General features: G+C 39.1%; 13 protein-coding genes. 3 read left to right on the top strand and 10 right to left on the bottom strand.

Translation table 11 applies throughout. The features are described from left to right. Positions 1–43: 43 nt before the first annotated feature. The 5 genes from accD to V6C71_18945 form a co-directional block, all read right to left on the bottom strand. Positions 44–964 (bottom strand): acetyl-CoA carboxylase, carboxyltransferase subunit beta, encoded by a 921-nt coding sequence (accD, locus tag V6C71_18965; protein HEY9770543.1) that lies wholly within the window; start codon positions 962–964, stop codon positions 44–46. A gap of 24 nt (positions 965–988) precedes the next feature. Further along, positions 989–1,207, bottom strand: a complete 219-nt coding sequence (locus V6C71_18960) for a hypothetical protein (protein ID HEY9770542.1) — start codon at positions 1,205–1,207, stop codon at positions 989–991. A gap of 273 nt (positions 1,208–1,480) precedes the next feature. Then, entirely contained in the window at positions 1,481–2,071 is a 591-nt protein-coding gene (locus tag V6C71_18955) for a TerD family protein (protein ID HEY9770541.1), read from the bottom strand. 105 nt (positions 2,072–2,176) lie between these two features. Beyond that, on the bottom strand, positions 2,177–2,752 hold the full coding sequence (locus V6C71_18950) for a TerD family protein (protein ID HEY9770540.1): 576 nt from the start codon (positions 2,750–2,752) through the stop codon (positions 2,177–2,179). A gap of 195 nt (positions 2,753–2,947) precedes the next feature. Beyond that, positions 2,948–3,523, bottom strand: coding sequence for a TerD family protein (locus V6C71_18945; GenBank protein ID HEY9770539.1), 576 nt, complete (start codon positions 3,521–3,523; stop codon positions 2,948–2,950). 210 nt (positions 3,524–3,733) lie between these two features. Here V6C71_18945 and V6C71_18940 point away from each other — a divergent pair, with 210 nt between their 5' ends. Next, positions 3,734–5,458, top strand: a complete 1,725-nt coding sequence (locus tag V6C71_18940; GenBank protein HEY9770538.1) for a hypothetical protein — start codon at positions 3,734–3,736, stop codon at positions 5,456–5,458. A 27-nt stretch (positions 5,459–5,485) separates the two neighbouring features. On the opposite strand, the gene V6C71_18935 is transcribed toward V6C71_18940, so the two are convergent. From V6C71_18935 to V6C71_18920, 4 genes are all read right to left on the bottom strand, one after another. Further along, positions 5,486–6,301: a carbohydrate ABC transporter permease gene (locus tag V6C71_18935; protein HEY9770537.1), complete on the bottom strand. Its 816-nt coding sequence runs from the start codon at positions 6,299–6,301 to the stop codon at positions 5,486–5,488. 88 nt (positions 6,302–6,389) lie between these two features. Further along, complete coding sequence (locus V6C71_18930) at positions 6,390–6,641, bottom strand: TIGR03643 family protein (protein ID HEY9770536.1); 252 nt, start codon at positions 6,639–6,641, stop codon at positions 6,390–6,392. 100 nt (positions 6,642–6,741) lie between these two features. Continuing rightward, a complete protein-coding gene (locus V6C71_18925; GenBank protein ID HEY9770535.1) occupies positions 6,742–7,407 on the bottom strand; it encodes a CDP-alcohol phosphatidyltransferase family protein in 666 nt (221 codons plus the stop codon). A 191-nt stretch (positions 7,408–7,598) separates the two neighbouring features. Continuing rightward, positions 7,599–8,291, bottom strand: coding sequence for a hypothetical protein (locus V6C71_18920; GenBank protein ID HEY9770534.1), 693 nt, complete (start codon positions 8,289–8,291; stop codon positions 7,599–7,601). A 382-nt stretch (positions 8,292–8,673) separates the two neighbouring features. Between V6C71_18920 and V6C71_18915 the strand changes: the two genes are divergently transcribed. Continuing rightward, entirely contained in the window at positions 8,674–10,791 is a 2,118-nt protein-coding gene (locus V6C71_18915) for a prolyl oligopeptidase family serine peptidase (GenBank protein HEY9770533.1), read from the top strand. Between the two features lie 22 nt (positions 10,792–10,813). Here V6C71_18915 and V6C71_18910 read toward each other — a convergent pair whose 3' ends face one another. Then, the gene (locus V6C71_18910) at positions 10,814–11,446 is read right to left on the bottom strand and encodes a hypothetical protein (GenBank protein HEY9770532.1); all 633 of its coding nucleotides are present in this window, start codon (positions 11,444–11,446) and stop codon (positions 10,814–10,816) included. Between the two features lie 57 nt (positions 11,447–11,503). On the opposite strand from V6C71_18910, the gene V6C71_18905 reads away from it, so the two are divergent. Continuing rightward, positions 11,504–13,192, top strand: coding sequence for a M3 family oligoendopeptidase (locus V6C71_18905; protein ID HEY9770531.1), 1,689 nt, complete (start codon positions 11,504–11,506; stop codon positions 13,190–13,192). The last annotated feature ends 400 nt before the right edge of the window (positions 13,193–13,592 follow it).

Genomic DNA, 13,592 nt, shown 5'->3' with positions numbered 1-13,592 from the left:
TGCTAATAATTAGTTGGACATAGGTGTAAATAAACTCGCTGTTCTAAACAGTCTCGCTAACTTGTGTATGATGATTTTCCGCTAAGGGAGACATTAATGAATAAAAAGGCTGATGTAAGCTAATTAACTGTGCCAAAGTCTTTTTCAGTTGAGTGCGAGGCACAATCGAATCGACAAAACCATGTTCCAAAAGATACTCTGATGTTTGAAATCCATCTGGTAATTTTTCTCTTAATGTTTGTTCAATTACGCGTCTTCCGGCGAAGCCAATCGTCGCTTTTGGTTCAGCTAAAATAATATCTCCCAGCATGGCAAAGCTGGCCGTAACACCACCCAAAGTAGGATGAGCTAACAGGGGAATATAAAGCAATTTGGCGGTTTGATGACGTTGTAGCGCACCTGAAATTTTCGCCATCTGCATTAAGCTAAACATACCTTCCTGCATTCTAGCCCCACCAGAAGCACAGACAATAACCACAGGAAATTGTTCAGCGGTGGCGTGTTCAATTAGGCGACAGAGTTTTTCGCCGACTACAGAACCCATACTGCCCCCCATAAAGCGAAAATCCATTACTCCCAAGGCTAGGGGCAAACCATCAATTAAGCCTGTTCCTGTCTTCACGGCATCGGTTAAGCCAGTTTTTGCCTGATACTCTTGCAGTCTAGCTTTATAATCTTTGCGATCGCGAAACTTAAGCGGATCGATCGGGTGAATATTTTCGTCTAAAGGCTTCCAGGTGTCAGGATCGATTAGCTGTCTAATTCTTTCGTCACTATCAACCCGATTATGATGGTTACATTCGGGGCAAACCAATTGATTAGCCTGCAGATCTTTGGTGTACGCCACCGAACTACAGGAATTACATTTTGTCCATAAACCATCAGCGATTTCTCGTTCCTGCTGCTTTTGCACTGAGGGTTCATTTTTTCTGATGTTGGCAAACCAATCAAATAAAGAAGACATAAATTTAGGTTTTTTTATAGAGCATTAACTTATTTCTTGACTATCTTCAGGAGGACTTAAAAGCAGCAAAGCTGTCCATCGATCCTTAGATCTTACCTGAATAGCTGCCTGACTTCCATCTCCGCAATATATTCCTGCACCAATATTAAGAACACGACAAGGAATATCATACGCATTCAATATTTGCTGCATCAAATCTGCCTCCCAGCGGGCTTTAGTCGTCTTTAGTGTAATCCAAGACACTGATTTATACTGTGTTTTCAGTTAGCATAAAATATTATTTTATTGATAGATAGCCTGATAATTTTACTTCTGTTATTGTAAAATCTTCTGAGTAAGTTGAACTGAGCATAGCAGAAGAGCAAGCAATTTATTTGTTTGTCATGTGACTAATTTCTCTAGCGATATTTCAGATAACAGCTTCAAGCAGCAGTAAAATAAAACCACTTCCTGGCTGAACTTAGACCTTAGCAATGACGATAGATAAAGCAATTTATTAGCGATCGCATTGTCAATTTAAGTATAAATTTTAGCAAGATCTGCTAAAGTCGCTATTTCAAATCCATTACCAACTGCTGCCATTTTCCAATCATCGTTATGGCGATAGAGTTCGGCTAGAATCATTCCTGTCATTCCTTTATATTCTGCACCAGAAAGATTGTAACGAGCTAATTCTTTATTGGTGGTGCGATTTACCAAACGGACAAAAGCATTGTTGACCATGCTAAAGTCTTGACGACGCTGATTACATTTATAGATATTAATGACGAATACTAAATAAGCAATGCTAGGCGGAATTAGTGGTAGATCGATGTTAATTACCTCATCGTCTCCTTCCCCTGCACCTGTAAGATTGTCTCCCTGATGTGCGATCGCGCTAGAGCTATGTCGCAAATTACCAAAGTAAATTATATCTTTAACATCGGTTAATTTTTTATTTGCATCTAAACAGATTACGGAAGAATCAAGATCGAACTGTTTATTGCCCCCAAAAAAACCTCCAGATTTAGGCGCAACGTCCCAGCCTAGTCCACACATAATCTGCTTTAGGCTAGGATCTTCTTTGGTTAACGAAATTCGCTGTCCTTTTTTTAGGTTAATTGCCATTAGTTTAATGTCTGTAAACTGCTTAATTTATTAATTGAAATTATTAGTAGTTAGTGGTTAGTCGCTGTTTGTCTTTGTGTCTTTGAGCTTTTATCGTTCCTGCTTTTACTGATAGCGGTCTAATAATGCCTGTAAACCACCCTGATAACCCGCGCCTACAGCATTAACGCGCCAGTCTCCGTCTTTGCGATAGAGTTCAGTCATAATGAGAGCAGTTTCGATTGAGAAATCTTCGGTGAGATCATATCGAACTACCTCTTTTTGATCTTTAGCATCAACTACTCGCACAAAAGCATTTTGTACCTGACCAAAATTTTGTTGGCGTTGTTCAGCTTCATGAATCGTCACGACCATCACAATCTTACTGACATCGGGAGGAACCTGCCGAAGATTTACCTTAATTACTTCATCGTCTCCTTCTCCTGCACCAGTTCGATTATCTCCTAAATGTTCCACAGATTTATCAGGATCGGGACTAGCAAGATTATTGTAGAAAATAAAGTGACTATCAGAAATTAATTTCTCGTTGCTATTTAAAAGAAAAACCGAAGCGTCGATATCAAAATCTTGTCCAGTATCGGTAATATTAGTGTCCCAACCCAAGCCAACAAACGCTTCGCTTAATCCTGGGGCGACTTTTTCTAGAGATATGCGTTGTCCTTTACTAAGATTGACTGTCATTTTTTTATCTGTTGATTATCCGATTTATTAATTGGTGATGTTTGTAGTTCGTGATTAATTGCCATAAAAAAAGCAGAAAGAAGAGCAAAATTATTAAGTAATACTTAATAATTCGAGAAATCGTCAAACATCATTATATTGACTGTTGACTTTTAACTAATTTCTCTGCTCTCATTTCTCCTCCTTCCTCCTGTTTTATTGATATCGCTCTACTAAAGCCTGTAGTCCGCCTTCGTAACCCGCACCAACGGCATTCATGCGCCATTCACCATCCTTACGATAAAGTTCTGCCATAATCAAAGCAGTTTCTACAGAAAAATCTTCAGTTAAATCGTAGCGAATAATTTCTGTTTCATTTTCACAGTTAACAATTCGGACAAAAGCATTGCTTACCTGACCAAAATTTTGATGACGTTTTTCAGCTTCATGAATAGTCACAGTAAGTGCCATTTTAGCTACGTCTGGAGGAATAGTTTTAAGGTTAACATCAATTATCTCATCGTCTCCTTCTCCTGCACCAGTTCGGTTGTCTCCTCGTTGCTGAATCGATTGTTCTGCATCGGGACTGGTTGGATTATTGTAAAAAATGAAGTGTTTGTCAGAAATCAGCTTATCTTTACTATCCAAAAGAAAAATTGACGCATCAATATCAAAATTTCCTCCAGTATCAGTAACGTTAATATCCCAGCCCAAACCAATAAAAATCTGTACCAGTCCAGGTGCTACTTTTTCTAGAGAAATTCTTTCTCCTTTGCTTAGATTGATTGCCATTATTGATCTGTCCTAATTTTTACTTTAGCTAAAATTTTATTCAAGTTAATAGCTATTTATTAAATTCTAAGACAATCATTTTGTCCGCAGGGTAATTTATAACTATGAATTCACAATTCTGCCTTTTTTTCACATCTTTTTGCACAATTAAGCACAAATGCTGTTACTATCTTTAACGCTAAATCTTGTTAGTAATTTTTTCCGAGCAATTTGAAACAGAACAACTGTAAACAAGAAGCGATAGGGCGACAACAAAATGATCGCCTTGTTTATCTAAGCCTTTTACTGTCGATCTGGGTAGTTTTAGGATTGACTCTGCGTCTGACCAATTTAGCTTTAAAACCCGCTTCTTCGATTGAAATCGCCACTATTGGCTATAGTTTAGGTCACGGCTTTGATGCCATTCCTCTGAATCAGCTTGTTTCTCAAGAAACTTTACTTGCTCCTTTGCGTTTAGATACTGCAATTGGTTATGCAGACGTATTTGAGCGGCTGATCCAAGAAAGCACTCATCCACCGCTTTATTTTTGGCTAACTCATTGGTGGATTAAGCTGTGGCTAGAGGATGGGGATTTAGTCTCGTTACAGATTGCGCGATCGCTCAGTGCTATTTTCGGTACTCTGGCTATTCCTGCCATCTTTGGTTTAAGTTGGGTGGCTTTTCGTTCCCGTTTAGTGGCACATTTTGCTGCGGTGCTAATGGCTATTTCTCCCTATGGAATTTATTTGGCACAGGAAGCGCGTCACTACACCCTGACTGTATTGTGGGTCATTGGTTCGGTTACCTGCTTAGTTAAGGCAGTTCAGTTAATTAAGCAAAAAAAACCGCTTCCGCTGTGGCTTAACTGTGTTTGGATTGTCATCAATGCTTTGGGGGTTGCTACACACTACTTCTTTGTCATTGCTTTAAGTGCAGAAGCGATCGCCATTATACCTATTTGGTGGTTACATCGTCGTCAATTAAGTTTTAAATATTGGCGTAGTCTATACTTAGCAGCCTGTGGGACATTAGTTGGCTGCTTGGTTTGGTTACCATTGGTCACAGGAGTTTCCGACAACGAATTGACTACCTGGATTCAGACCAGTTTTGACATCAAAGAAATTTTGCTTCCGCCTTTTCTGTTGCTTGGCTGGGTGCAGTCGATGATCGTGTTATTGCCTCTAGAAGGAGTTCCTACAGTAGTAATAGTTATCTCTTTTTTGGTGCTGCAAACAGTGTTGATTTGGTCAATACCAAAGTTAATCAAAGGCTGGCGAATAGAGCTGGCGAATGACTTAGAGCATACAGGAATGGCGATCGCTAGTAGTTATCTAATTGGCTCAATTCTACTGTTTCTGGTAATTATCTATGGTTTAGGACGCAATCTCTCCTTGGCTGCTCGATACCACTTTGTTTATTTCCCAGTCTTGATTCTGTTGGTGGCTGTAGCTTTGGCTAATTGTTGGCATTCTCAGCTAAAAACTAAACGAGTAGTAGGAGTATTGTTTGCTATGGGTTTGCTAGGTTCTTTAACCGTAATCAATAACTATGGTTACCAAAAATCACAACCGTCGGATCTAACAGCAGCTTTTATTCAAACAACTTCTACTCATCCGGCTGTAATAGCAACGAGCTACAGCACTCATTCTCAAACTAGGGAATTGATTAGTCTGGCATATTCTTTTAATCGTGAACCAACTAACAACCAGCGCAATGCCAATTTATCAGATTCAACCCCAAAATTCTTACTCAATCAACTATATATAAACGGTGTGGATCTTGGCTTATCTAATCTTGACCATAGTATAGCTACCCAGAAAAAACCTCTAGATCTCTGGACGATAAATTTAGGAATTGGCGAAGCATCGATGAATCAAATTCGCTGTTTTGAAAACACTACTTTAGAGTTACCGAAAGATGGATATCTCGATCGCCTTTACCGTTGCGATCCTTAATCTTCTTTCTATCGTGATTCTGTCAGACTATCCCTTTACACCACTATTAACATCGGTTGGCACAATATATCGCTGGAGCAACAGGAACAATAATAAGATTGGCGCGATCGAAATAACTGAACCTGCTGCGACTAATCTCCAGTCGAGAGAAAAAGAATCTGCTAGGTTAGCCACTGCTAGAGGTAGGGTGTAATAGTCTGGATCGTCCAAGACAATTAAGGGCCACAAAAAATCACTCCAAGAGCCAATAAAAACAAAAATCGCTAAGGTAAATAAAGCAGGACGAATGGCGGGAAGCATGATATTCCACCAGATACCTAGTTCAGTGCAACCATCGATACGCGCAGCTTCTTCTAATTCTAAGGGAACAGCTTTAAACGCTTGTCTGAGTAAAAAAATACCAAACGCTGAGGTAAGATTGGGTAAAACAATCCCCAGATAAGTATTTCTCAATCCTAAATTAACCGCCAAAATATATAGGGGAATCATCACGATCTGAAATGGGATCATAATCGTTGCTAAAACTAGCGCAAAAATAAACTCCCGTCCCCGAAAATCAAGACGAGCCAAAGGATAAGCGGCTAAAGAACATAACAACAAATTTAATCCAACTGCTAGAAAAGCGACGATCGCACTATTGTATAAATACAGTCCAAAAGGATAGGCATCCCATACCGTAACAAAGTTATCCAAAGTAGGCTGGCTAGGAAATATCTGAGGTGGAAAAGTAAAAATATCTTCCGTGGGGGATTTAAAAGAAGTGCCGATTAACCATAACAGCGGAAACAGCATCAAAAAGGCGATCGCGCTTAAAACTAGATACATTCCAACTGTTCTTGTCACCGAATTTTGCCTATTTGCCATACCCAGAACCTTAAATAAGCTCTAGTGTAGCTCTAAACATCTCAAGTCTACGCCTGACTCGTGACTCCTACTTTTGTTCTTTACAGCGAAATCTTCCTTCAATAAAATCTCTCTTGGCTAGATGCTTCGTCTTACGCCCCGTGACTCGCTTACGCCACATTTTAAAGCTAGAGTGTTTCATTTCTTGTCGCATCAAAGCGATGACTTCATTCTCTTTTAAACCAAACTGGGTTTCAATCGCTGCAAAGGGTGTGCGATCTTCCCAAGCCATTTCCACCACACGGTCGATAGTTCTCACATCTAAATCTGGTAATTTCATTAAAACTAAAATTTATAAAAATTTGTCTTCACAGATCAGTTTAATTTTAATTATTTCTTAAAGCGATTTATTTTGCTTCGGTCTAAAGAGATAAATTACTTTATTCATTAAGTTTGGCTAACTCAACAGCATTCTGAATTGAGCCAACTGTAAATAGAATCCCTAAAATAGCAGCAATAAAAGCTATGGGTAGATCGTAAATGGTCAATCCCAAGGGTAATTTAGCTTCTGGGATACCCCAGAAAAACATTACTGTATTGAGTAAGATCAGAATTACTCGTACTTCAGTCGGGCCAAACTTGCCATAAGAAAGCTGGAAAACTCCCTCTACATAAGTGCGGATATAAACTAATACTGACATCAGCAAATAGCCAATCAGTGCGAGACAGGCGACACTAAACGTTACATAGGGTGATAGCCCAAGCCCAATTACAATTAGCACCTCGTTAAACGCATCTACCGTGTGATCGACGAAAAAACCATATTTTGGTCGCTCTATTTTGCGGTGACGCGCTAAACTACCGTCTAAACTGTCACCAAACCAATTAATCACGAATCCCAAGCTAGCAATCCATAGCATCAGAGGAGAGTAGTTTGACAACCAATAACCCAAAAAGATCGTTATGCCACCCAAAATACCAATCCCCGTTAAAATATCAGGATTAACCCAAACTGGCATATTTGCTGCCAACCATTGCAGTGCAGGTCTTTCCAAGGGCGCAAAGAGAATATCGTTGATTCTTTGATGTGGCTTAATGTCTGCCATTAATTATTGATTTACCGCTATGGATGTCGAGTTAGATAACTAGGCTAACATTTAGTATATTTCTTTAAAAGCTAAAAGCTAAAAGCCCTTCGGGTTCAGCAGTTGCTTCAACGGGGGGAGCCCCGCAACGCACTGTTTTACTACTAAGCGTATTATTATGTATATCATTACTGAAATCAGCAACGCTAGATTTAGTTAAGACAATTTGTGGGAAGACAAGAAACTTCGATCGCTGAGATCGCAGCCCTGTCCAAATATTTATCAGTTGTATAGGAAACTCCTGGATATTCGGGATAAATAGCTGAAAAACCGAATCCTTCACAAATTAGCTGAAAATAAGAGGCTTTAAAGCCAATATTTTGCAAATTTTTATTGCCAAAGGTGATATATTCGCCTGATTCTCCATCTACGTTATAGGAGAGAATAGCATCACCATAAATGTTTTCTGCTTGTTGAATAGGCATACCTACTTTAACTCCCTCCTCAGTTTGGTAATTGTAGTTATCGGTCATTAAAAAAGTAATCAAATCATTGTCCGTAGGAGTCGATCCATCTGGATGAGAACTAGTTCCTGCATTATAGAGAATATAGTATTGAAGTAGACCATTATGGCTAACGGCGATCGCATTGATGTTAAGCATAAAAGGCGTTACTACTTCAAATTTAGTATTTTGAGCCGATATTTGTTTGAGTTCACCTAAAGTCCTACCTAGCTTCGCTTTGCCAATGCCATTTGCTGAAATAAGAAATTCTGACGCAACAGTTGGTTTAGCAATAACTTGCTTAGAACTTGAAGCAGTTTCAGTAGTCTGAAATTGAGACTCGCTTTTTTGAGGTTGGCAAGCAGAAAATACTAATAAGGCAAGCAAGACAACTATTTTCATGAATACAACCTGAATTTTAAAGTCTTGATGGTTTTGTACTGATACAACAAATCGCAACTGATTAAATGCAGCAATCGCAGCGCTAACCACGTTCCGATCAGACTGATATTTTAATGAGTTGGTTAACTTGTAAAATAGTCCTGTTTATCTAGCCAAATAAAGGGTAAATATCGGCAAAAATACTATTTCCGCTTAAATGACTTAATTTAAAATTGATTGTAAACTTTCGTAATTTATCATATTTATTTTAGATAAAGCACTATTTAGCATCAAAAGAAATTAATTAATAATTAAACAATTATGTTTAGATATTTAGTATTTCTCAATCGACATTGAGTTTTTGGTCATTGTTTACTATAAAAAACTATGACATTTTAATCTGATGGCAAAGTTTTATTATCCTAATAATATAGATGTTTTTGGAGTTTTAGTTGTGACATTTTCTCGTAACAGTCTGGTCTATCCCAACACAAATCAAGTAGAACAAAGCGATAATTATCATGGAGTAGAAGTAAAAGATCCTTATCGCTGGCTAGAAAATCCGGACTCAGAATCAACCAAAGTCTGGATAACGGCGCAAAACCAAGTGACAACTGCCTATTTGGAAAATATTGCTGTTAAAAGCAAAATACAGCAAAGATTAACTCATCTTTGGGATTATGAGAAGTATGGTAGCCCGTTCAAACGAGGACAACGTTATTTTTATTTCAAAAATGATGGCTTACAAAATCAAAGTGTTTTATACACACTTGAATCCTTGGACGATGAAGCAAAAGTCTTACTAGATCCCAACACTTTATCGTCAGACGGTACAGTAGCACTATCAGGGTTATCTATTAGCGACGATGGCCAGTGGATGGCTTATGGTTTATCCAGTGCAGGATCGGATTGGGTAGAGTATCGAGTTAAAAATATTGCCACAGGTGAAGCTAGTTCAGACCATCTTAAATGGATCAAGTTTTCTGGTGCATCCTGGACGAAAGATGATCAAGGTTTTTTTTATAGCCGTTATGATGAACCTAATGAACAAACAAAATTAGCAGACGTTAATTATTATCAAAAGCTTTTTTACCATCGCCTCGGTACAGAACAAACAGAAGATACACTTATTTATCATCGCCGCGATCAAAAAGAATGGGGTTTTAGCGGTAGTGTTACCGAAGATGGTAAGTATTTAATTATCAGCGTTTGGTTGGGTACAGATAGTAAAAATCTAGTCTTTTATAAAAATCTCGAACAACCCGATAGTGAAGTGGTTGAATTGATTAGTGACTTTGAAGCCAGCTATAGCGTAATCGATCATGATGGAGATGTCTTTTGGGTGCAGACAGACTTAGATGCACCCCGTGGGAAAGTAATTGCGATCGCGCTAAATAATCCCGAGCGCAGCAATTGGCAAGAAATTATTCCAGAAGCACCAGAAACATTACAAAGTGTAGGATTGTTAAACAATCAGTTTGTGGCTGGTTATCTCAAAGATGCGCGATCGCTTTATTTAATTTTTGATTTAGACGGTACTTTAGTTCGAGAAGTAGAATTACCTGGCATTGGTTCTGCTGGTGGTTTTGGCGGCGAGAGATACGATACCGAAACTTTTTATACCTTCACTAGCTTTACTACCCCTGCAACTATTTATCGCTACGACATGACTACAGGAGAAAGTCAACTCTTTCGTCAACCTCAGGTAGATTTTGACCCTAACGAGTATCAAACCCAGCAGATATTCTATTCCAGCCAAGACGGCACTAAAATTCCCATGTTTATTACCCATAAAAAAGGGATTGAACTCGATGGTAATAATCCTACTTATTTGTATGCCTATGGTGGTTTTAATATTTCTCTAACTCCCAACTTTTCAATTAGTAATCTAGTTTGGCTAGAGATGGGCGGGATCTATGCCGTCCCCAATTTGCGGGGTGGTGGTGAATATGGTGAGGCTTGGCATCAAGCAGGCATGAAAGAGCGAAAGCAAAACGTTTTTGATGATTTTATAGCAGCAGCCCAATGGTTAATCGACCAAAAATATACCAGTAAATCAAAATTGGCGATCGCCGGTGGTAGCAACGGGGGATTGTTAGTTGGTGCTTGTATGACTCAGCGTCCCGATCTATTTGCTGCTGTTATTCCTGCTGTTGGGGTATTAGATATGCTGCGCTTTCATAAATTTACGATTGGTTGGGCATGGTGTTCTGAATACGGTAATCCAGACAATGAGCAAGATTTTAAAACTCTGTATGCTTACTCCCCGCTGCACAACCTAAAAGAAGGTATAGCCTATCCTGCCACGATGATTACCACTGCCGATCACGACGATCGCGTTGTTCCTGCCCATAGCTTTAAGTTTGCTGCCGCGCTGCAAGCTGCCCATCAGGGAGACAATCCTGTTTTAATTCGGATTGAAACCAAAGCAGGACATGGTGCGGGTAAGCCCACCAGTAAAATAATTGAAGAGGCGGCGGATAAATGGGCATTTTTAGTGGCAAATTTAGAAATGGAATAAATTTGAAGCTAATATCTAAAAGCTAATAACTAATAGTTTTTTTGACCGATTTACGATTCAAATAATAGTGCCAGAGGATTTTAGTAGCGATCGCTCTTTGTGGCTTCCATAGTTCAGCAATAGATGCTAATTCTACTGCGGTAGGACGAATAGATAAATCTTTAATTTCTTGAACAGCGATCGCTACTGCCAAGTCTTTAGCAGGAAATACATCTTGGCGTTGTAAAGCCATCATCAGATAAATATCCACCGTCCAGTCACCAATACCTTTTATTTGCGTCAGTAATTTTCTCACGTCGCGATCGTCTAGTTTTTCTAAATGAGCCAAATTTAAAGTCTGGTTAATAATAGCCTGAGCTAATTCACGACCATATTTAATTTTTTGCCGACTCAAACCAATTGCTTTGAGTTCAACATCATCTAAAGCCAGAAAACTTTCTGGGGTCAATGTTGCTACGGCATCGTTAAGACGTTTAAAAGCAGCCTTAGCCGAAGCATAAGAAACCTGCTGTTCTAAAATAATCCGAATCAAGGTAGAAAATCCAGGTTCTCTTTGCCACTGGGGAGGATAGCCCCAAACTTCAATCACCTTAGCCAAATCGCGATCGCGTTTAATCAACTTATCTACATTTTTAATAAAAGATATATTACTCATACCTGAAGACCAAATTTCGCTATTATTTTAAAATCTAATTATCTTGCCTGAATAACCATGAGTCAGACAATTAAGTTTGCCGATATACAGCTCGAAACTCCTACCATCGAAGAGGTTACGGCAAAATATGCTCAAATTAATACTGCTTTAGATCGGGCTGTTACTACCACAGACAAAAAAGCAGCTTTGCAACAGTGGGAAGATTTACGCCGTCGCTTAGATAGTTGGTCTGCTCTAACTTCACTCCACTTTAGTCAAGATACAACCAACGAAGCTTACAAACAAGCCCAGTCATATAGTGACGAACTACGACCAAAATTAACCGCCCTAGAAATAGCAATGAAACAGCGGTTATTAAACAGCCAAGATCGGACTGAATTGGAATCCATTTTGGGTCAACAAGCTTTTAGCTTATGGTCAGCAGACGTGACCACTTTTGAACCAGCGATTGAATTAGATTTAGTTCAAGAATCTAAGTTAGTTAATCAATACGTACAGCTATTAGCCTCCGCTCAAATCGAATTTAAAGGAGAAACGCTAAACCTTTCAGGAATTCGTAAATATACTCAAGATAGCGATCGCCAGACTCGTTATGCAGCCGAAAAAGCCAGGTGGAATTTTTTTAGTCAAAATGAACCTCAACTAAACAGCATTTACGACCAGCTAGTAAAACTACGTCACAAGATGGCACAAAAACTAGGCTACGATAATTACACTGGTTTAGGATACAAGCGAATGCAGCGCATTGACTACACTGAAGCTGATGTAGCTAATTACCGTAATGAGGTAGTCGCCACAGTTGTCCCTTTAGCACAGAAAATTATTGCTCGAAAAGCTCAAAAACTAGACTTAGCTGAGGTTTATTTTTGGGACGAATCGGTATTCGATCTTCAAGGAAATCCTGAACCACAGGGGGATCACGACTGGATGCTTCAGCAAGCACAGCAGATGTTTGATGCCATGCACCCAGAATTAGGCAGCTTTTTTGCCATGATGGTAAACGGTAATTTTATCGATCTCAAGACCCGCCCTGGTAAAGCGGGAGGTGGTTTTTGCACCAGCTTCCCAACTGAAGGAGTTCCCTATATTTTTGCTAATTTCAACAATACTAAAGGTGATGTCGAAGTATTTACTCACGAAATGGGTCATGCCTTTCAAGCTTGGCAAAGCCGTAACCTGCCTTTAATCGACTATCTCTGGCCCACCTTAGAATCCTGTGAGATTCATTCTATGAGTCTAGAATTTCTAACTTGGTCACAAATGGAAAAGTTTTTTGGTGATGATGCAGACCGTTTTCGCGAAATTCATCTAGCAGAATCGATCTTATTCTTACCCTACGGCTGTGCTGTAGATCATTTTCAACATTTAGTTTACGCTAATCCTGAAGCCACACCTGCTCAAAGAAATCAAATGTGGCAAGAAATGGAAGCACGTTATCTTCCTTGGCGACAGTATGGCGAGATAAAACATCCTGCCCAAGGCGGTTTGTGGCAGGAAAAACAACATATTTACTGTTCACCTTTTTATTATATTGATTACACTTTAGCTTTGTGCTGTGCGATGCAATTTTGGGTTAAAGCCCAGTCTGATTTTAATACTGCTTTAGCTGAATATATTACTCTGTGTCAACGGGGCGGAAAAGCACCTTTTCAAAGTTTGACAAGTTCAGCTAATTTAATTTCCCCTTTCAAATCTGGTTCACTAGCTAACGTGGTTGAAACAGCTCAGAAGTTTTTGCATCTTTAAATAATAAATATTAGCTGAAATGCAGATTTGCTTCTAAATGTTCATTATTAGTAATACTTGAGAAAGTGAAAAGATGACTTTATTTTGTAAAAGAAAAACATTTATCTATTTGCAAATTAATTTTATACCAATTCTCGCGCATTAGCTGGAATAAATCGTCAAATTTAGCGAGCTTAACTATCACCGAGCGAGCAAAACCAAGAATTAGTCGGTAAACAAATAAATCATCTGCTATAGGGTGCGTTTATCTGTGCGAAGCGGTATGAAGTAAGCATTTGCCAATCGCGGATTCACGGATAAACCGCACTCCGCCCTTCGGTCTCGAAGCTTCTTGAAGCAGTCCTAAAGGATTCCTAAAGGATTAGCTCCTTACGTCGCGTCACCGCTTCGCATATCGCTA

Origin of the sequence: Coleofasciculaceae cyanobacterium (assembly GCA_036703275.1) — a bacterium.
GTDB lineage: Bacteria > Cyanobacteriota > Cyanobacteriia > Cyanobacteriales > Xenococcaceae > Waterburya.
Note: the sequence above shows the minus strand (reverse complement) of the source record. Positions and strands in the feature narration are given on the sequence as shown.

What these genes read in the sequence shown, in the direction of transcription:
- accD (HEY9770543.1), bottom strand. Translation starts at nt 964, where the DNA reads ATGTCTTCTTTATTTGATTGGTTTGCCAACATCAGAAAAAATGAACCC.
- V6C71_18955 (HEY9770541.1), bottom strand. Translation starts at nt 2,071, where the DNA reads ATGGCAATTAACCTAAAAAAAGGACAGCGAATTTCGTTAACCAAAGAA.
- V6C71_18950 (HEY9770540.1), bottom strand. Translation starts at nt 2,752, where the DNA reads ATGACAGTCAATCTTAGTAAAGGACAACGCATATCTCTAGAAAAAGTC.
- V6C71_18945 (HEY9770539.1), bottom strand. Translation starts at nt 3,523, where the DNA reads ATGGCAATCAATCTAAGCAAAGGAGAAAGAATTTCTCTAGAAAAAGTA.
- V6C71_18930 (HEY9770536.1), bottom strand. Translation starts at nt 6,641, where the DNA reads ATGAAATTACCAGATTTAGATGTGAGAACTATCGACCGTGTGGTGGAA.
- V6C71_18925 (HEY9770535.1), bottom strand. Translation starts at nt 7,407, where the DNA reads ATGGCAGACATTAAGCCACATCAAAGAATCAACGATATTCTCTTTGCG.
- V6C71_18920 (HEY9770534.1), bottom strand. Translation starts at nt 8,291, where the DNA reads ATGAAAATAGTTGTCTTGCTTGCCTTATTAGTATTTTCTGCTTGCCAA.
- V6C71_18915 (HEY9770533.1), top strand. Translation starts at nt 8,674, where the DNA reads ATGGCAAAGTTTTATTATCCTAATAATATAGATGTTTTTGGAGTTTTA.
- V6C71_18910 (HEY9770532.1), bottom strand. Translation starts at nt 11,446, where the DNA reads ATGAGTAATATATCTTTTATTAAAAATGTAGATAAGTTGATTAAACGC.
- V6C71_18905 (HEY9770531.1), top strand. Translation starts at nt 11,504, where the DNA reads ATGAGTCAGACAATTAAGTTTGCCGATATACAGCTCGAAACTCCTACC.